This window comes from Kitasatospora sp. NPDC094016, from assembly GCF_040304045.1.
GTDB lineage: Bacteria > Actinomycetota > Actinomycetes > Streptomycetales > Streptomycetaceae > Kitasatospora.
In genome coordinates this window covers 79182-97532 of the sequence record NZ_JBEOUK010000007.1, presented here as the reverse complement: position 1 = coordinate 97532, position 18351 = coordinate 79182, and the positions used below count along the sequence as shown (strand labels likewise).

Annotated in this window: 19 protein-coding genes; 5 read left to right on the top strand and 14 right to left on the bottom strand. The window is 74.2% G+C overall.

What is annotated here, in order from left to right:
• The first annotated feature begins 51 nt into the window (after positions 1–51).
• The gene (locus ABT015_RS09645) at positions 52–546 is read left to right on the top strand and encodes a DUF3145 domain-containing protein (RefSeq protein WP_063347462.1); all 495 of its coding nucleotides are present in this window, start codon (positions 52–54) and stop codon (positions 544–546) included.
• Between the two features lie 102 nt (positions 547–648).
• Here ABT015_RS09645 and fabF read toward each other — a convergent pair whose 3' ends face one another.
• The 5 genes from fabF to ABT015_RS09620 all read right to left on the bottom strand — a co-directional run bounded on the left by fabF (position 649) and on the right by ABT015_RS09620 (position 5670).
• Positions 649–1914, bottom strand: coding sequence for a beta-ketoacyl-ACP synthase II (gene fabF / locus ABT015_RS09640; RefSeq protein ID WP_350878135.1), 1266 nt, complete (start codon positions 1912–1914; stop codon positions 649–651).
• A 180-nt stretch (positions 1915–2094) separates the two neighbouring features.
• On the bottom strand, positions 2095–2343 hold the full coding sequence (locus ABT015_RS09635) for an acyl carrier protein (RefSeq protein WP_063347460.1): 249 nt from the start codon (positions 2341–2343) through the stop codon (positions 2095–2097).
• Between the two features lie 82 nt (positions 2344–2425).
• On the bottom strand, positions 2426–3457 hold the full coding sequence (locus tag ABT015_RS09630; RefSeq protein WP_350878134.1) for a beta-ketoacyl-ACP synthase III: 1032 nt from the start codon (positions 3455–3457) through the stop codon (positions 2426–2428).
• Positions 3454–4404 carry an ACP S-malonyltransferase gene (locus ABT015_RS09625; RefSeq protein WP_350878132.1) on the bottom strand — a complete coding sequence of 317 codons (951 nt, stop codon included), beginning with the start codon at positions 4402–4404 and terminating at the stop codon, positions 3454–3456. Before ABT015_RS09625 ends, ABT015_RS09630 begins: the two co-directional genes overlap by 4 nt.
• A 90-nt stretch (positions 4405–4494) precedes the next feature.
• Complete coding sequence (locus ABT015_RS09620; protein ID WP_063347457.1) at positions 4495–5670, bottom strand: PucR family transcriptional regulator; 1176 nt, start codon at positions 5668–5670, stop codon at positions 4495–4497.
• Between the two features lie 228 nt (positions 5671–5898).
• On the opposite strand from ABT015_RS09620, the gene ABT015_RS09615 reads away from it, so the two are divergent.
• Positions 5899–6675 carry a pirin family protein gene (locus tag ABT015_RS09615; RefSeq protein WP_350878131.1) on the top strand — a complete coding sequence of 259 codons (777 nt, stop codon included), beginning with the start codon at positions 5899–5901 and terminating at the stop codon, positions 6673–6675.
• A 10-nt stretch (positions 6676–6685) separates the two neighbouring features.
• On the opposite strand, the gene ABT015_RS09610 is transcribed toward ABT015_RS09615, so the two are convergent.
• A complete protein-coding gene (locus ABT015_RS09610; RefSeq protein ID WP_350878130.1) occupies positions 6686–7519 on the bottom strand; it encodes a serine hydrolase domain-containing protein in 834 nt (277 codons plus the stop codon).
• A 121-nt stretch (positions 7520–7640) separates the two neighbouring features.
• Here ABT015_RS09610 and ABT015_RS09605 point away from each other — a divergent pair, with 121 nt between their 5' ends.
• Entirely contained in the window at positions 7641–8117 is a 477-nt protein-coding gene (locus ABT015_RS09605; RefSeq protein ID WP_350878129.1) for a MerR family transcriptional regulator, read from the top strand.
• Between the two features lie 39 nt (positions 8118–8156).
• Positions 8157–9170 carry an aldo/keto reductase gene (locus tag ABT015_RS09600; RefSeq protein ID WP_350878128.1) on the top strand — a complete coding sequence of 338 codons (1014 nt, stop codon included), beginning with the start codon at positions 8157–8159 and terminating at the stop codon, positions 9168–9170.
• Positions 9171–9222: 52 nt separating this feature from the next.
• Here the strand turns inward: ABT015_RS09600 and ABT015_RS09595 are convergent, their stop codons facing one another.
• Positions 9223–9801 carry a TIGR03086 family metal-binding protein gene (locus ABT015_RS09595; RefSeq protein WP_350878127.1) on the bottom strand — a complete coding sequence of 193 codons (579 nt, stop codon included), beginning with the start codon at positions 9799–9801 and terminating at the stop codon, positions 9223–9225.
• A 101-nt stretch (positions 9802–9902) separates the two neighbouring features.
• Between ABT015_RS09595 and ABT015_RS09590 the strand changes: the two genes are divergently transcribed.
• On the top strand, positions 9903–10886 hold the full coding sequence (locus tag ABT015_RS09590; protein ID WP_350878126.1) for a helix-turn-helix transcriptional regulator: 984 nt from the start codon (positions 9903–9905) through the stop codon (positions 10884–10886).
• 20 nt (positions 10887–10906) lie between these two features.
• Here the strand turns inward: ABT015_RS09590 and ABT015_RS09585 are convergent, their stop codons facing one another.
• The 7 genes from ABT015_RS09585 to ABT015_RS09555 form a co-directional block, all read right to left on the bottom strand.
• Positions 10907–12121, bottom strand: coding sequence for an alpha/beta hydrolase (locus tag ABT015_RS09585; RefSeq protein WP_350878125.1), 1215 nt, complete (start codon positions 12119–12121; stop codon positions 10907–10909).
• Positions 12122–12281: 160 nt separating this feature from the next.
• Positions 12282–12629, bottom strand: a complete 348-nt coding sequence (locus ABT015_RS09580) for an MmcQ/YjbR family DNA-binding protein (RefSeq protein WP_350878124.1) — start codon at positions 12627–12629, stop codon at positions 12282–12284.
• 110 nt (positions 12630–12739) lie between these two features.
• Positions 12740–13969, bottom strand: coding sequence for an acyltransferase family protein (locus ABT015_RS09575; RefSeq protein ID WP_350878123.1), 1230 nt, complete (start codon positions 13967–13969; stop codon positions 12740–12742).
• A gap of 53 nt (positions 13970–14022) precedes the next feature.
• Entirely contained in the window at positions 14023–15156 is a 1134-nt protein-coding gene (locus tag ABT015_RS09570) for an alpha/beta hydrolase (RefSeq protein ID WP_402446099.1), read from the bottom strand.
• Positions 15157–15355: 199 nt separating this feature from the next.
• Entirely contained in the window at positions 15356–16030 is a 675-nt protein-coding gene (locus ABT015_RS09565; protein WP_063347446.1) for a response regulator, read from the bottom strand.
• Positions 16027–17331 carry a sensor histidine kinase gene (locus ABT015_RS09560; RefSeq protein WP_350878122.1) on the bottom strand — a complete coding sequence of 435 codons (1305 nt, stop codon included), beginning with the start codon at positions 17329–17331 and terminating at the stop codon, positions 16027–16029. Before ABT015_RS09560 ends, ABT015_RS09565 begins: the two co-directional genes overlap by 4 nt.
• Before the next feature lie 138 nt (positions 17332–17469).
• The gene (locus ABT015_RS09555; RefSeq protein ID WP_350878121.1) at positions 17470–18159 is read right to left on the bottom strand and encodes a TetR family transcriptional regulator; all 690 of its coding nucleotides are present in this window, start codon (positions 18157–18159) and stop codon (positions 17470–17472) included.
• Positions 18160–18351: the final 192 nt, after the last annotated feature.

The window sequence follows — 18351 nt, the reverse complement described above, 5'->3', positions numbered from 1 at the left end:
GGCACGAGGCAGCTGGGGAAGGCGACCCTCGTCCACAGCCTGGAGGTCCCGGTGACGACACGTGGAGTTCTCTACATCCACTCCGCGCCCCGCGCGCTGTGCCCGCACGTCGAGTGGGCCGTCGCGGGGGTGCTGGGTGTGCGGGTGAGCCTGGACTGGATCCGCCAGCCGGCCTCGCCCGGACACTGGCGTGCCGAGCTTTCCTGGCAAGGGGAGCCCGGTACGGCCTCGAAGGTGGCCTCCGCACTGCGCGGCTGGCAGCTGATGCGGTACGAGGTCACCAGTGAGCCCTGCGCCACGGCGGAGGGGGAGCGGTACAGCAGCACGCCCTCGCTCGGCATCTTCCATGCCGTCACGGGCATCCACGGCGACATCCTGATCCCCGAGGACCGGCTGCGCGCCGTCCTGCTGCGGGCCCGCAGCGAGGGGGCCGACCTGGAGGCCGAGATCTCCCGGCTGCTGGGCAAGCCCTGGGACGACGAGCTGGAGCCGTTCCGCTACGCGGGCGAGGGCGCACCGGTGCGCTGGCTGCACCAGGTGGTCTGAGCCGGCGGGCGCACGACGCGCGAGAGGGGCCGGCGCTCACGGTGAGCGCCGGCCCCTCTCGGTGCGTTCGGACCCGGTGCGTACCGGGTCGGTGCGTGCGGACTACCGGGAGCGGAAGGCCAGCACCACGTTGTGGCCGCCGAAGCCGAACGAGTTGTTCAGCGCCGCGATCCGGCCCTCGGGCAGCGGGCGGGCCTCGCCGCGCACGATGTCCGCGTCCACGTCGTCGTCCAGCTCGTCGACGTTGATGGTCGGCGGGGCGATCCGGTGGTACAGGGCCAGCACGGTGGCGACGGTCTCGATGCCGCCGGCGCCGCCCAGCAGGTGGCCGGTCATCGACTTGGTGGCCGAGATGGCGATGTGGTCGAGGTCGTCGCCGAGCTCCTTGCGCAGCGCCTTCAGCTCGGCGGTGTCACCCTGCGGGGTCGAGGTGGCGTGCGCGTTGACGTGCACGATCTCGGCCTTGTCCAGGGCGTTGCGGTCGAACAGGTCGGCCAGCGCGCGGGCCACGCCGGCGCCGGTCGGCTCGGGCTGGGCGATGTGGTGGGCGTCCGAGGACAGGCCCTGGCCCACGGCCTCGCAGTAGATCCGGGCGCCGCGCGCCTCGGCGTGTTCGACCGACTCCAGCACGACCACGCCGGCGCCCTCGCCCAGCACGAAGCCGTCCCGGCCCTTGTCGTACGGGCGGGAGGCGCCCTCGGGGTCGTCGTTGTTCTTGGACATCGCCATCATGTTGGCGAACGCGGCGATCGGCAGCGGGTGGATCGCCGCCTCGGTGCCGCCGGCCACCACGACGTCGGCGCGGCCGGTGCGGATCATCTCGATCGCGTAGCCGATCGCCTCGGCGCCGGAGGCGCAGGCGGAGACGGGGGTGTGCACACCCGCGCGGGCGCCGACCTCCAGACCGACGTTGGCCGCCGGGGAGTTGGGCATCAGCATCGGGACGGTGTGCGGGGAGACCTTGCGGGCACCCTTCTCCTTCAGTACGTCGTACTGGTCGAGCAGGGTGGTCACACCGCCGATGCCGGAGGCGATGACGGTGCCGAGGCGCTCGGGGGCGAGCTTGGAGGAGTCGTCGGTGGCCGGCGTCTCGTAGCCGGCGTCGGCCCAGGCCTCACGGGCGGCGATCAGCGCGAACTGGGCCGAGCGGTCCAGCTTGCGGGCCAGCGGCCGGGGGAGGACCTCGCCCGGCTCGACGGCCGTGCGGGCGGCGATCTTGACGGGCAGCTCGGCGGCCCACTCCTCGGTCAGGGCCGCCACTCCGGAGCGCCCTGCGACCAGGTTCTCCCAGGTGGTGGCGGCGTCGCCGCCCAGCGGCGTGAAGGCGCCGATACCCGTGACGACCACGGTACGGTTTTCAGCGGTCACTGGTTCTTCTTCTCTCACGATCGTGGGGTCGGCGGCGAGCCGAGGAAGGGCCCGGCCGGGCGCCCGGTGGGGCGTCCCGGCCGGCGGGTCGGCCAGGCTCGGGGGAGCCGGGCCGACGAGTCAGCCGTCCGAGGCGTCGAGAACGCCGGACGTGCTGGAGGGATCGAACGGGTCGATCGCTCAGGCGGCGGCGTTGGTGAGGATGTAGTTCACCGCGTCGCCGACGGTCTTCAGGTTCTTGACCTCGTCGTCCGGGATCTTGACGTCGAAGCGCTCCTCGGCGGCCACGACGACCTCGACCATGGACAGCGAGTCGACGTCCAGGTCGTCCGTGAAGGACTTCTCGAGCTCGACGTCCTCGGTCGGGATACCGGCGATCTCGTTGACGATCTCGGCGAGACCTTCCAGAACCTCGTCCTTGGTAGCCATACTGGCTGCTCCTCTTCGGTGTTGAACGCGTCCGACCGGCGGCCGGACGCAGGCTTTGCGGAATGAGTGGGGCGAAACGCGCCTAGGGGAGCGTAACGACTGCCGCGGCGTACACGAGACCCGCCCCGAACCCGATGATCAGTGCGAGGTCGCCGCTGCGGGCCTCGCCGCTCTCCAGCATGCGCTCCATCGCCAGCGGGATGGAGGCCGCCGAGGTGTTGCCGGTCTCGGCGATGTCGCGGGCGACCGGCACCGAGTCGGGCAGCTTGAGCGCCTTGATCATGGCGTCGGTGATGCGCATGTTGGCCTGGTGCGGGATGAACGCGCCGAGCTGGTCGGCGGTGACCCCGGCGGCGTCCAGCGCCTGCTGGGCCACCTTGGCCATCTCCCACACCGCCCAGCGGAAGACCGGCTGGCCGTCCATCCGCAGGGCCGGCCACTTGGCCTCCTCGCCCACGCCGTTGACGGCGTCGGGCTTGGCGAAGGCGGTGTCCCAGGCCTGGGTCTGCGAGATGACGTCGGACTGCGAACCGTCCGAGCCCCAGATCAGCTTGCCGATACCGGGCGTGTCGGACGGGCCGACGATCGCGGCACCGGCGCCGTCGCCGAAGATGAACGCGGTCGAGCGGTCCGACTGGTCGGTCAGGTCGCTCAGCCGCTCGACGCCGATCACCAGCACGTACTCGGCGCTGCCGCCGCGGATCATGCCGTCGGCCAGGCCCAGGCCGTAGCCGAAGCCCGCGCAGGCGGCCGAGATGTCGAAGGCCGGGGCGGTGCCGCAGCCGAGCCGCTCGGCGATCTCGGTGGCGATCGCCGGGGTCTGCTTGAGGTGCGAGACGGTCGCGACGATCACGCCGCCGATCTGGTCCGGGGTGATCCCGGCCTGGGCGATGGCCTTGCCGGAGGCCTGCACCGACATCTCGGCGACGCTCTCCTCCGGGCCGGCCCAGCGGCGCTCGGCGATCCCGCTGCGGGTGCGGATCCACTCGTCCGAGGAGTCGATCCACTCCAGCACCTCGGCGTTGGGGATCACCCGGACCGGGCGGTAGCCGCCCACGCCGAGGATGCGCGCGTACTGCGCGCCCTCGGACGGGCGGATCTGCGGCTTCGTCATGCCTGGGTCTCCTGATCCTGACCGCCGTGCTCCGCGACGAGCGCGCGGGCCTTGTCCAGGTCGGCGGGGGTCTTGAGGGCAAGCGTCGCCACACCCTTGAGGTTGCGCTTGACCAGTCCGGTGAGGGTGCCCGCGGGGGACAGCTCGATGACGGCGGTCGCACCCAGCTGCCCGAGGGTCTCCATGCAGAGGTCCCAGCGGACCGGGTTGGAGACCTGCGACACCAGGCGGGTGAGCACCTCGGCGCCGGAGGCCACGACCTCGCCGTCCTTGTTGGAGACGTAGCGGACCTGCGGGTCGGCCACGGTCAGCGTCGGGGCCAGCGCGGCCAGCCGCTCGACACCCGGCGCCATGTGCTCGGTGTGGAAGGCGCCGGCCACCTTCAGGGCGACCAGCTTGGCACCGGCCGGCGGGTCCGCCTTCAGCGTCTCCAGCTGGGCCAGCGTGCCGGCGGCGACGATCTGGCCGCCGCCGTTGTTGTTGGCCGCGGTCAGGCCGTGCTCGGCCAGCTTCGCCGCGACGACCTCCGGGTCGCCGCCGAGCACGGCGATCATGCCGGTCTCGGTGACGGCGGCGGCCGCGGCCATCGCCCGGCCGCGCTCGCGGACGAAGGTCAGCGCGTCGTGCGCGCTGAGCACCCCGGCGCCGGCGGCGGCGGTGATCTCGCCGACGCTGTGGCCGGCCACGGCGCCGACCAGCTTGCGGGCGACGTCCTCGTCCGGGAACAGCTCACGGGCGGTCATCAGACCGGCCGCGACCAGCAGCGGCTGGGCGACGGCGGTGTCCTTGATCTCCTCTGCGGAGGCCTCGGTCCCGGCGTGCACCAGGTCGAGCCCGGCGACCTCCGACCAGCCGTGGAGGCGGTCGGCGACACCGTCCAGCTCCAGCCAGGGGCTGAGGAAACCGGGGGACTGGGCACCCTGTCCAGGGGCGACGATTACGAGCACGGTTCAACCCTCTCTCGCCAGGCGCCCAGGGGCGGGTAGGCGACGGTAACGAAGAAAACCATCCGGGATTGTAAGGTCCCTACAGGCGGTTCAGCTCGGCTCCCCGGCCGCGGTGAGTCGGCCGAGGGCGAGTGCGATCCGCAGCGTGAACGCCGAACGCACGTCGGACGGGGCGTACCCCGTGACGTCGGTCACACGTCGTAGCCGGTAGCGCACCGTGTTGGGGTGGACGAAGAGCATCCGGGCGGCGCCCTCCAGCGAGGAGGCCTGCTCCAGGTAGACGCTCAGCGTCTCCAGCAGCGCCGAGCCGGCTTCGTCCAGCGGTGTGTAGATCTCCTCCACCAGCTGGCGGCGGGCGGCCTGGTCGCCGGCGAGCGCGCGCTCGGGCAGCAGGTCGTCGGCCAGCACCGGGCGGGGTGCGTCCGGCCAGGCGGCGCAGGCGCGCAGGCCGGCCGCGGCGGCGTGCGCCGAGCGGGTCGCCGAGAGCAGGTCCGGCACGGTCGGGCCGACCACCACCGGGCCCGGCGCGAACTGGCCGATCAGCGCCCGGGCCGCGTGCACCGGCTCCTTGTCGCCGCCGACCACGACCACCAGGCGCTTGCCCAGCACCCCGGTCAGCACGTGCAGCTTGGCGTACCGGGCGGCCCGGCGGATCGCCTCGACCACCAGCTCGCTGTCGCCGTCCGGCGCGCTGCCCATCACCACCCGGACCTGGCTGGGCTGGCCCCAGCCGAGCGCCGCGGCCCGCGACAGCACGCCCTCGTCCGCGTCGCCGGACAGCAGCGAGTTGACCACCAGCGCCTCCAGCCGGGCGTCCCAGGCGCCGCGCGCCTCGGCCGCCTGGGCGTACACCTGGGCGGTCGCGAAGGCGATCTCCCGGGCGTAGACCAGCACCGACTCGCGCATGTCCGCCTCGTCGCCGGGGGCGGCCACCTCCTCGATGGCCTCCTCCATCACCTCGATCGTGGTGCGGATCAGCTCGACGGTCTGGCGCAGGGTGATCGCCCTGGTCAGCTCGCGCGGGGCGGTGCCGAAGACGTCCGTGGAGATCGCCTGGGCGGCGTCCGGGTGGCGGTACCACTCGGTGAAGGCGGCGATGCCGGCCTGGGCGACCAGGCCGATCCAGGAGCGGTGCTCCGGCGGCATCCGCCGGTACCAGCCGAGCTGGTCGTCCATCCGGGAGATCGCGGCGGTGGCCAGCTTGCCCGAGGACTTCTCCAGCCGCTTGAGCGTCGCGGCCCGGCGCTCGGCCCGCTCGGCGGCCATTCTGCGCTCCTGCGCGGTCAGGCGGGGCGCCGCCCGGCCGGGGCGGTCGCGGCCGGCCCTGGGGGCCGGGCTCTTCCCGGTCGGCTCGGCCGTGGGACTGGGTTCGCTCTTGGAGTTCGCGGAAGCGGCTGGCACAAGGACAAGACTGCCTCACGCGAGTGACTGCTCGTGCACACCCCCCGGTGCAGCGGCACGGTGGTGCCGGTCACACCCACTACCGTGGGGCCCGTGACAGACGACGCCGCCCGCCCCCGCGCCGACCTGCGCCGCACCGCCGAGCGCTACCTCTCCACCCCGGCCGAGGGCGTCGAGACCCGACACGCGTTCTCCTTCTCCGGCCACTACGACCCGAAGAACACGCACTTCGGCGCGCTGCTCGCGTGCAACGAGGAACTCCTCGCCCCCGGCGCCGGGTACGAGGAGCACAAGCACCGGGACACCGAGATCCTCACCTGGGTGCTGGAGGGCGCGCTGGCGCACCGGGACTCCCAGGGGCACGGCGGGGTGGTCCGCCCGGGGATGGTCCAGCACCTCGGCGCGGGCTCCGGCGTCACCCACACCGAGCGCAACGTCGGCGGGGCCGCCGGCCCGGTCCGCTTCGTCCAGATGTGGCTCCAGCCGGACGTGTTCGACGCGCCCCCGGCGTACGGGCTGCGCAAGGTGGAACCGGCCGACGGCGGGTTGACGCTGCTCGCCTCCGGGCTGGAGCGCGACGCCGGGACGGACGCCCTGCGGCTGCGCCGTAGCGACGCCGCGCTGTGGCTGGTGACGGCGGGGCCGTGGCAGCCGCTGCCCGTACTGCCCGAGGCCGCTTGGCGGTACGCGCACCTGACCACCGGCTCGCTCGGCTACCGGACGATCCCGGGGCCCAAGGGCGGCGGCCGCTCGATGGCCCCGGGCGACAGCGTGCGGATCACCGGCGACGCCTTCGCCGACCCGACGGCCGGCGAGACCGGCGCCGAACTCCTGCTCTGGGAGATGCACTCGCCGGTCTCGTACGGGTAGGTCCCTGCTTTCAGCTGTCGAGTTCGGACAGGACCGCGTCCGAGCAGGCCGGCCAGGCCTCGACGGCCCACGGGCCGAAGTCCCGGTCGGTGAGCGCGACGCAGGCCACGCCGGCTTCCGGGTCGACCCACAGGAAGGTGCCGGACTGGCCGAAGTGGCCGAAGGTGGCGGGCGAGTTGGCGGTGCCCGTCCAGTGCGGGGCCTTGCCGTCGCGGATCTCGAAGCCGAGACCCCAGTCGTTCGGCCGGCGGTGGCCGTAGCCGGGCAGCACGCCGCTGGTGCCGGGGAAGGCGACCTCGCGGGTGGCCTGCCGGACGGTGGACGGGTCCAGCAGCTTCGGGGACTGGAGCTCGGCGGCGAACCGGACCAGGTCCGCGACGGTGGACAGGCCGCCGGCGCCGGCCGGGGACCTGTGCGCGGTGTTGAGCAGGGTGTCGTGCATGCCCAGTGGCTCGAACACCGCCTCGGCGGCGTACCGGGAGAACTCGATCCCGGCGGCGTCGGACAGCGCCCGCGCCAGCGCGTCGAAGCCCGCGTTGGAGTACAGCCGGCGGTTGCCGGGCTCGGCGAACACCCGGTCCTCGTCGAAGCCCAGGCCGGAGGTGTGCGCGAGGAGGTGGCGGACGGTCGAGCCGGCCGGCCCGGCCGGGTCGTCCAGCTCGAAGACGCCCTCCTCGACCGCGACCAGCACCGCGTACGAGGTGAGCAGCTTGGTCACCGACGCCAGCGGGAACAGGTGCTGCTGCGGCCCGTACGTGCCCAGCACCGCGCCGTCCGCCCCCCGGACCACCGCCGCCGCGGCGTGGGGCACCGGCCAGTTCTCGATCATCCGCAAGCTCTCCATGCGCCCGACTCTAACGAAGGCCCGAAAAGGGGTGGCGGGAGCACCCGGGTGCGAGGCTTGCTTGGAGTGCACTCCAACTCGATAGCGTCGTCGTCACCGCTCACCACAGGGGGTACCGATCATGGCCACGCTCGCACCCGTCCAGCTCGACCTGCGGACCTGCGCCGACGTGTACCAGCTCCCGGTCGGAGATCCGGACCGGACCCCGCGGCACACCATCAGCGAGGTCGCCGTGGCCAGCGGGCTCACCGCGCACACCCTGCGCTGGTACGAGCGGATCGGCCTGCTCGACCCGGTCGACCGCTCCGCCAGCGGCCAGCGCCGCTACTGCGACGCCGACCTGCACCGGCTGGCCTTCCTGGGCCGGCTGCGGCTGACCGGCATGCCGATCGCCGACATGCTCCGCTACGTGGAGCTGGCCCGCGAGGGTGAGCGGACCTACGAGGCGCGGCGCCAACTGCTGGTCGACCAGCGCGAGGAGGTCCGCCAGCGGGTCGCCGACCTCCAGGCCACCCTCGCCGTCCTCGACCACAAGATCGACCTGTACTCCGGCCGGATCGCCGCGTCCGACGAACCGGCCGTCCGCCGCCACGAGTAGTCCCGTCAGCACGCCGCACGTAGAGGAAGAAGCAGAGCGATGACCGCACCCGTCCTCCCCACCGCCCGACTCGGCACCGACGGCCCGTTCGTGGGCATCCAGGGCCTCGGCTGCATGGGCATGAGCGACTTCTACGGCCCGACCGACCGGCCCGAGGCGCTCGCCACCCTGGACGCCGCCCTGGAAGCCGGCGTCACCCTGTTCGACACCGCCGACGCCTACGGCTTCGGCCGCAACGAGGAGCTGATCGGCCCCTTCGTCCGCGCCAACCGCGACCGGGTGGTGCTCGCCACCAAGTTCGCCCTGGAGCGCACGGAGGACGACCCGGGCCGCCGCAGCATCCGCAACGACCCGGCGTACATCCGGGCCGCCGTGGACGCCTCGCTGCGCCGCCTCGGCGTGGACGAGATCGACCTCTACTACATGCACCGCCGCGACCCGGCCGTGCCGCTGGCCGACTCGGTCGGCACCATGGCCGAGCTGGTCCGGGCCGGCAAGGTGCGCCGGCTGGGCCTGTCCGAGGTGACGGGCGCCGAACTGCGGGAGGCGCACGCGATCCACCCGATCGCCGCGCTGCAGTCCGAGTGGTCGGTGTTCGCCCGGGACGTCGAGCGCACGGCGGTGCCGGCCGCGGCCGAACTGGGCGTCGCCTTCGTGCCGTACTCGCCGCTCGGGCGGGGTTTCCTGACCGGCGCGTTCCAGGCCGCCGAGCAGCTCGCGGCGGACGACGTCCGGCGTACCCAGCCGCGCTTCACCGGCGCCAACGCGGCGGCCAACGTCGAACTGCTGGCGCCGCTGCGGGAGATCGCGACGGCCCGCGGGGTGACCCTCGCGCAGGTCGCGCTGGCCTGGGTGCACCAGCGGGCCGAGGTGCACGGGCTCACCGTCGTGCCGATCCCCGGCACCCGCAAGCGCAGCCGGCTCGCCGAGAACACCGCGGCCGCCACGCTGCGGCTCACCGCCGAGGAACTGGCCCTGCTGGAGCCGGTGGCGGGCGAGGTCGCCGGGGACCGCTACCCGGACATGCGCCTCACCCAGGTCGGCCGGGAGTAGCGGCGTCGGGGGAGCGGCCGCCCGGGCCGCTCCCCCCGCCCCGGGTGCCTGCTCAGACCTCCCGGCCCAGCCAGGCGGCCAGCCGGGTGTGCACGTCGGCGTCCGGGGCGACCGGGCGGACCTCGCCGAACGGGACCGGCCCGCCGCGGTGCTCGGCCGACAGGACGGCCTGGGCGACGGCCAGCGCGGCGTGCGCCAAGGCGTCGTCCAGCGGCTGCCGGGAGCCGAGCGCCCGGGCGATGTCCCAGGTGTGCGCGACCGTCTCCATCAGGTAGCCGCCGACCGCGGCCCGGCCGGGCACCACGCCCCAGGGTGCGTGGGTCGGGCGGTCCAGCGCGGCGCCGTCCGCCCAGGCCGCGGCGGCCCGGGCGCGGGCCCGGGCCAGCGCGCCCGGCCAGGCGTCGTCCGCCAGGTCCCCGGTGGCGGCGACGACGTCCTCGGCCCGGCCGCCCTCGCCCAGGTAGGCGAACCGGTGGATGCCGCCGACCACGTGGCTCAGAAGCTCCCGCAGGGTGAACGCGCTGCACGGGGTGGGCCGGTCGAGGGCGTCCGGGGTGATCTCGGCGAACAGCTTCTCCAGCTGGCCGAGGGCGAGCAGGTACTGCGGGCGGGCGTCCTGGACGGAGTTCACGTGGAATCAGCTCCCTGGGGTGGTGCGGGCTTTCGGGCTCGAACGGCAATCTCCCAGTAAAACCTGACAACCGCCGTCAGGATTGCTGGGATTCTGCTGCCATGAAGGCCGACCGCCTGCTCTCCATCCTGCTCCTGCTCCAGACCCGCGGCCGGGTGCCCGCCACCGAACTGGCCGGGCGCCTGGAGGTGTCCGTCCGCACCATCTACCGTGACGTGGAGTCGCTGTCCGCCGCCGGCGTGCCGGTGTTCACCGAACGCGGCCGGCACGGCGGCATCAGCCTGCTGCCCGGCTATCGCACCGACGTCACCGGACTGACCGCGGACGAGGCCCGGGCGCTGTTCGTGCTCTCCGCCCAGGGCGCGCACAGCGACCTCGGACTGGACGGCGCGCTCGGCTCGGCGCTGCGCAAGGTGATGGCCGCGCTGCCGGCCCCGCACCGCCCGGCCGCCGAGCGCATCACCGAGCGGATCCTGGTCGACCCGGCCCGCTGGCTGCAGAGCGGCCCGGCGGCAGGCGCCTCGACCGGCCCCGAACTGGGCGAGCTGCAGTACGCGGTGTTCGCCGACCGGCGGCTGCGGCTGCGCTACCGGCACAGCGGCACGCCCGCGCCGGTGGAGTACACCGTGGACCCGTACGGGCTGGTGAGCAAGGCCGGGGTCTGGTACCTGGTGGCCGACCTGCACGGCGAGCCCCGGCTGTTCCGGGCCGATCGGGTGCTGGCCGCCGAGACCACCGACGAGGGGGTGCGCCGCCGCGCCGGAGTGGGGCTCGGGGACGCCTGGGCGGTGCTGCGCGAGCAGGTGGAGCGGCTGCCGAAGGAACTGCCGGTCCGGGTGCGGGTGCGGCGCGGGCGGCTGGACATGTTCGTCCGCATCCACGGCGGCCGGGTCACCGCGCCGCCGCCGGAGGCGGGCGCCGGGCCGGCCGAGGAGTGGGTCGAGGTGGCGATGGTCTTCCCGGCGCCGGCGGCCGTCCGTGCGCTGCTCGCCTTCGGCGCGGACGCCGAGGTGCTGGCCCCGCCTGCGGCCCGCCGCGAGCTGGCCCGGGCGGCGGCGGACGCGCTGCGGCTGTACCAGGAGTAGGGCCAGGAGCGGATCGGGCTCTAGGAGCTCGGGGCGGGCCGGACGACGTCCTGGTAGTGGCCGAGCGAGATCGCCGCGAAGTTGCGCAGGCTGTCGGTGCCCTCGGTGAAGTAGCCGTTGTGGCCGGCCGCGCGGGCCGAGGAGATCTGCTCGGCGCCGAAGCCGCCGGCCGTCGGGTCGGCGCCGTGGCCGAGGCCGCCGACCTCCAGGTACGGGACGTTGCCGATCCAGTCGGTGGGGTTGCGGGTGGCCCAGACGTGCACGCCGGTGCCCAGTTCGCTGGTGCTCTGCACGCCCATGCCGGGGCTGCCGAACACCATCAGGTCGGTGATCCCGGAGGTGTCGGAGGGGGAGGCGGCCGCGCGCGGGATCTCGGGGGCGGCGTTGCCGCAGACCACGGAGCCGTACGAGTGGCAGAGCAGGGCCGGGGGCGCGTCCGGCCGGGTGGTCTCCTTGAGTCCGGCGAGCAGCCGCTGCAGCCGGGGCGCGCCGACGTCGGCGAGCCGGGAGGTGACGGCGTCCGGGCCGAGGCCGGACGGGGTGACGTAGCCGGTCCAGGCGATCACCGCGGTGCGGGTGTTGGGCGACTGCCGCTGCTCCTCGGTGTACAGGGCGCGGGCCATGCCGGCCGGGGAACGCAGGGGTTCGGCGGCCTGGTCGAAGTGGCCGAGGTCGGCGTCCGAGCCGGGGACGACGACGGAGATCCGCTCGGCGTCGGCGAGGTCGCCCCACACCTCGGTGATCAGGCCGCGGCCGCGCGGGTCGAAGGCGAGGATCTGCCGGTCGGGGCCGAGCAGGTGCTCGACGTCGTTGGCGCGGGAGACGGCCAGTTCGCGGGTGTCGGCGTCGAGCTTGTGGTCGGCGGCGCGGGCCCGGGCGCTGTCGCGTTCGGCGGCCAGCGCGATCTTGTTGGCGCGGTAGCGCAGGTCCAGCGGGGCGCCGTCGAAGTTGCCGACGACCAGCGGGTAGTCCCGGATCAGCCGGTCCAGCTCGGTGGGGGCGAGCGAGGCGAAGAACGCGGCGGCGGCGGCCGGGGTGGTGGTGGCCGGGTCGGGCAGGGTGCGGTCGAAGCTGTGGTCCTGGACCCAGGCGGCGCTGCCGGCCGGGGGTGTGGAGATCGCCAGCTGCTCGGTGGAGGCGGCCGCCTGGGCCGCCGCGGCGCCGGCGTCGGCGAGCACGGCACAGCCCGCGAACGCCCCGATCAGTACCCGCTTCCAGCGCCGACGGTTGCGCACCGCACCAACTCCCTTAGGGCCCGTCACCGTTTCTCGGGCGGTGCCCGGAGGGTGCGACAAGACTGCCTGCTTCCCTGCGCAAGCGTAGGGCGCCCGGAGAGGCGACGCGCCCGCCCAAACTGTGGGATGGCTCACATGAACCGGCGGTGTCGTTTCAGCGTCACAGGGTGGCCCGAACGTCGAATTCGCGCACCATCCGCTTGGGCGCCGTGCGCCGCCAGGCCTCGATGACGAGGTCGCGCAGTTCCTCCGGATCGACCAGGTCCAGCCGGACGCTCACCCAGCCGTGCCGCCCGACGTACGGCGCGCTGGAGAACACCTCGGGCTCGGCGGCGAGCAGTTCGGCCTGGTCCGCCGGGGAGGCCTTGACGGTGACGGACCGGCCCCCGGGCGCGCCCATCGCGAAGATCCGGCCGCGGATCCGCAGGGTCTCGATGTCCCAGGTCGGCTCCTGTGCGGCCTCCGGCAGGGCGAGCGCCATCGCGCGGAACTCCTCGAACGTCACCATGCCCGCAGCGTAGGGCAGGGGGCCGACAGCGCGCGGGCCCGGGCAGGGGGCTCGGAGGGGCGCGGACCGATCGGTCCGCGCCCCTCCCGTGCCTCACTCTCCGGCGCAGGTCACACCATGCCCAGCGCGTACGCGGCGAACAGTGCCGCGCCCGCCGCGGCCAGCGCCTTCCCGGCCCGGGAGAAGGCCGTCCACGGCCCGTCGAACCGCCGGGTGAACCACCCGATCGCCACCAGCACGGCCGCGAACAGCGGAAGCAGTGCCACCCGGGCGGCCACCCAGCCGATCGAGTCCGGCGCGGTGGTCAGCCCCGGTACGGCACCCAGGCCGGCCGCGCCGGGCACCGCCACCGCGAGCATCGCGCTCTGGTGCCAGCAGAAGATCGTCATCGCCGAGAGGTTGACCACCACCACCGGCAGCCACAGCAGCGGACGGCGGGTCAGCAGCCGGCCCAGCCGCTCCCGCAGCAGCACCGCGGCGCCGCACTGCGTCGCCGCCAGGGCCAGCACCAGCAGGGACGGCGGGTGCGAGTTGGTCCGCTCCATCCCGGGCACCCCGACCATGCTGGCCGGGTAGTGGAACGCCAGCAGCAGCGTGGCGAACAGCGCGCCGCCGCCGACCAGCAGCACCCGGGCCACCGGGCGGCCGAGCCGGCCCTGCGCCCACAGCACGCCCAGCTGGTAGCCGAACAGCCAGCCCGGCAGGATGTTCAGCAGTCCGACCCAGGACGGCACCGCCTCCGCCCACGGCCCGTACCGCAGCAGGTCGACGGCGGCGACGGCGGCCACCAGGACGCCGGCCGACCAGCCGCCCAGCCGGCGCCCGGCCGCCACGCACAGCGGGGTGAGCGCGGTCAGCCCCAGGTAGACCGCGATGTACCAGAGCGGCTGCACCACCAGCGTCGCGCCGGTCCGCACGGTGTCCCCGGGGACGCCGAGCGCGGGCAGCAGCGCGATCAGCAGTGCCCAGACGGCCGTCACCCCCAGCACCGGGCGCAGCAGCCGCACCGACCGGCCGCGCAGCCAGCCCAGGTACGTCACGCCCTTGGCCCGGGCCCGCTCCAGCGACTGGACCGAGGAGTGGCCGCCGACCAGGAAGAACACCCCGAGCATCTGGAGCACCCAGCTGATCGGGGCGAGGCCGCCGAGTGAGGAGAGCGGGCTCGCGTTGTGCAGGGCGCCGTCGGCGGAGAGCGTGAAGCCGCCGAGCAGCCAGTGCCCGACCGGCACGGCGAGCAGGGCGAGGGCGCGCAGCCCGTCCAGGGCGCGGTCGCGGGTCTCGGGGGTGCGGGCGTCGACCTGGTGGGCGGCGCGGCGCAGGGCGGTCAGCGGGTGGGCCATGGCGGTGCTCCTTTCGGTGAGGCGGTCAGCGGTCAGCGGTCAGCGGTCAGCGGTCAGCGGTCGAGGCCGAGGCCGAGGGCGATGGCGGCGAAGGCGGTGAGCGAGGCGGTGCCGGGGGCGAAGTAGCCGGCGTGGCCCTCGGATCCGGTGGCGGGCAGTGGGCGGGCGCCGAAGCCGGGGGCGGTGGGGTCGGCGCCGTGGCCGAGGCCGAGCACCGAGACGTAGGGGACCCGGCCGATCCAGTCGGAGTCGTTGCGGGCGGTGGCCCAGAGCGGGACGCGCGGGTCGAGGGCGGCGGCCGAGCCGACGCCCATCCCGGGCGAGCCGAGGACGACCACGCCGGAGGCCTGGTCGGGTCCGGGGCGGGCCAGCCCGCAGACCACCGAGCCGTAGCTGTGGCAGAACACCGTGGCCGGGGCCTGCGGGCGGGTGCTGACGGCGAGTCCGTCGAGCAGCCGGGTGAGCCGCGCGGCCCCGGCCCGGGCCAGGTCCTCGGTGGCGGCGCCCAGGCCGATCCCGACCGGGGTGGTGTAGCCGGTCCAGGCGATCACGGCGGTCTGCCGGTCGGTGGCCTGGTAGAGCGAGCGGGCCATGCCGGCGGGGGTGCCGTAGGAGCCGGGGGAGCGGTCGAAGTTCTGCAGGTCGTTGTCCGAGCCGGGGACGACGACGGCGGTGCGGGGGGCGGTGGCGAGGTCGCCGAAGACCTCGGCGACCTCGCCGCGGCCGCGCGGGTCGAAGACGAGGATCCGGCGGTCGCCGCCCAGCAGGGCACGGTAGCGCTCGGCGCGGGTGCGGGCCTGCTCGTGGTCCTGCGGGGTGAGCGCCGGGTCGGTGGTCCGGGCGAGTTCGCGGCCGAGCTCCGCGGTGAGGGCCAGCGTGTTGGCCCGGTACCGGAGTCGGATCGGGGCGCCGTCCAGGTTGCCGACCACCAGCGGGTGCCGGACGGCCAGCGCGTCCTGCTGGGCGGGCGTCAACTCGGCGAAGAACGAGGCGACTTCGGCCGGGGTGGCGGTGGTCGGGTCGGGCGGGTGGACGCCGAGCGCGGTGTCGGCAACCCAGGCGGCGCTGCCCGGCGGCGGGCCGGTGACGGCCTGTTGGGCGTCCGTGGAGAAGCCGCCGAGACCGAGCACCGCGGCCAGCATCGCCGTACTGGCCGCGATGGCTCTCTTGACCCGAAACTTCCCCATGTCCGGCCCCTCCCTCGTCCGTTCGACTCCGACGGAAAGGAAGGTAGAAATGCGACGGCCCCGCGGACGTCACACCGCGGGGCCAACTCCCGGGTGCTACCGGGGTACTACTCGGGGTATCGCTCGGATACCACAGGGGGTGCCGCCCGGGCGGGGGCGGCCGGGCGGGGGCGGCCGGGACCACCGGCCCGAACGGGTTCTACTGGCCGGGCGTCACGAGGCCGGACTCGTAGGCGAGGACGACGGCCTGGGCGCGGTCGCGCAGGTCGAGCTTGGCGAGGATGCGCCCGATGTGGGTCTTGACGGTCTGCTCGGCCAGGACCAGCCGGCCGGCTATCTCCTGGTTCGACAGGCCGCGGGCGATCAGCTCCAGCACCTCGGTCTCACGCGGGGTGAGGCCGTTGAGCCGCAGTTTGGGGTCCCGCCGCCGGGCCGGCCGGTTGCGGGCGAAGTCCTCGATCAGCCGGCGGGTCACCGAGGGGGCGAGCAGCGCCTCGCCGGCCGAGACCACCCGGACCGCGGAGATCAGGTCGGCCGGCGGGGCGTCCTTGAGCAGGAAGCCGCTGGCCCCGGCGCGCAGCGCCTCGTACACGTAGTCGTCCACGTCGAAGGTGGTCAGCATCATCACCTTGGGCCGGTGCGCGCCGGGGACGGCGGGGTCGAGCAGTCGGCGGGCGGCCTCCAGGCCGTCCATGACGGGCATGCGGACGTCCATCAGCACCAGGTCCGGGTGGGTACGGCCGCTCACCTCCAGGGCCTGCGCGCCGTCCGCCGCGTCCCCCACCACGTCGATGTCGCTCTGGGCGTTGAGCAGGGCGGCGAAGCCGGCCCGCACCATGGCCTGGTCGTCGACGATGATCACGCGGATGGTCATGCGGGCTTCTCCCGGGGGGTTTCGAGGGGCAGGGCGGCGGCGACCTTGTAGCCGCCGTCCGGCATCGGGCCGGTCTCCAGCCTGCCACCGACCAGCCGGGCGCGTTCCCGCATTCCGATCAGTCCCTGTCCGGTGCCCTCCATGGAGGCCTCCAGCGACTCGGTGTGCTGGGGCGGGGGCGTGTTCACCACGGTCAGCAGCAGGGTGGCGCCCTCGTCGACCAGGGATATCCGGGCCCGCGAACCGGGCGCGTGGCGCACCACGTTGGCCAGCGCCTCCTGCACGATCCGGTACGCGGACAGGCCGACCGCCTTCGGCACCGCCTCGGCCAGTCCCGGGTCCACCGTCAGTTCGGCCGGGACCCCGGCCCGCCCCACCGTCTCGATCAGCTGCGGCAGTTGCTCGATCCCGGGCTGCGGCACCTTCTCGGCGGCGGACTCCTCGCTGCGCAGCACGCCCAGCAGCCGGCGCATCTCGGTCAGCGACTCGCGGGCGGTGCCGGCGATGGCGGTGAACTCCTCGGTGGCCGCGGCCGGTACGCCGGTGATCCGGTACGGCGCGCTGGCCGCCTGCACGGCGATCACCGACATGTGGTGGGCGACCACGTCGTGCAGTTCCCTCGCGATCCGGGCGCGCTCCTCCAGCAGGGTGCGCCGCTCGCGCTCGGCCTCGCTGATGTGCTCCTGCTCGGCGAGCAGCCGGCGGGCCTCGGTGCGGTCCTGGACGGCCCAGCCGAGCAGCAGGGCGGCGCCGCCGAGGGCGACCAGCAGCATGGTGGTGCCGTCGTCGGCGTGCGGGAAGCCGAGCGTGGTGGTGAGGAGGGTGAGCAGGATCGTGGCGATCCAGACCGCGATCAGGGTGGCCCGGCTCTCCCGCAGCGCGAGCGCGATCAGCAGGAAGACGTACGCCAGGACCATCGGCGCCGTCCACGGCCAGGTGCCGCCGAACTGGTGGTGCCGGGCGGTGATGGAGGCCGTGGTGACGAGGGCGGCCGCGCTGATCCACCAGGCGGCCAGCGGCCGGGTGATGGCGAGCAGCAGGGGCGCGGTCTGGGCGATGGTGAGCGCGCCGGCGATGGGCACGGCGACGCCGTAGAAGTCGACCAGGGCGGCGATCCCGGTGGGGATCAGCGAGGCCTGCATGATCAGCGCGACGACGTACGGAAGCCGGCGCAGCCAGGCACGGGGCGAGTCCCCGAGCAGCGGGGTGGACCCGCCGGTCGGGGTGGTGAGGTGGTGCCGGAGCGAGCGGAGCAGACGGAGGGCCTGCGCGCGGACTTCGGTCGTGGTGATCGTCTTCATCGCGGGCCAGCCTAGGAGGGTGCTGTCCGCCCGTCGTCGCACTGGGGTCGAACATCGGAGTGCTACCGGAGTAGGGGGTGCTACCCGGGTACTACTGCTCCCGGCACGGTTCCGGGGCCGGGAGTAGTGCCCGCGGTACTACCGCGGACCGGTGCGCCAGTGGCCGGCCAGGGCCGGGCCGAGCTGGTCGAAGTGGCGCTCGATGACGGCGACCATGCCCTCGGGCCCGGCGGGTTCCTGGTCGGGGGTCCAGGACAGGTGGGCGGCGCGCAGCACGCTGCCGAAGACGGCGGCGAGCACGGTGGGGCGCAGGTCCTCGACCGGGTCGAGGCCCTCGCGTTCGGCGAGCACCCGGACGACCACCCGTTCCTGCTCGGTGACCCGGCGCAGGTGGGTGGCGAGCAGGGTGGGGGTCTCCTCGATCATCCGCATCAGTTCGAGGGCGGTGGTGATCGAGCGGGGGCCGCTGCGGTGTTCGGCGCCGAGTTCGCGCCAGGACTGGACGATCGCGGCGCGCAGGGCCTGGAGCGGGGACTCGTGGGCCGGGCGGCGGCACAGGCACTCGATGAAGTAGTCCTCGGCGTCCGCCATCACGGCGAGCGCGACTTCGTCCTTGTTGGCGAAGTAGCGGAAGAAGGTGCGCTGGGAGACCTCGACGGTGGAGGCGATCTCGTCGACGGTGGTGCGGGCGAAGCCCTGGCCGAGGAAGAGCACGTGCGCGGCCTGGACGAGGGCGTCCCTGGTCTGCTGCTTCTTGCGCTCGCGCAGCCCTGGCAGCCGTTCGGGGGTGCCCGGGGCGGCGGTGGGGGTGGTGGTGCGAGCGGCCATGGCGGGGCCTTCCGAGCGCGTGCGGGCGGGGTGAGGAGCACAACCTTAGCGCTCTGACAAATGTCAGCCAGAGTCAGAAGTCAGTGTTTGCCGAATGTCAGTGGCTGACATAATCTGCCGGAAGTGGCGCTCGCCGACCGGGCACTCGTGGGGACGGGTGGGTCGCGGCGCCACGCCCACGTTCCGTTCTGC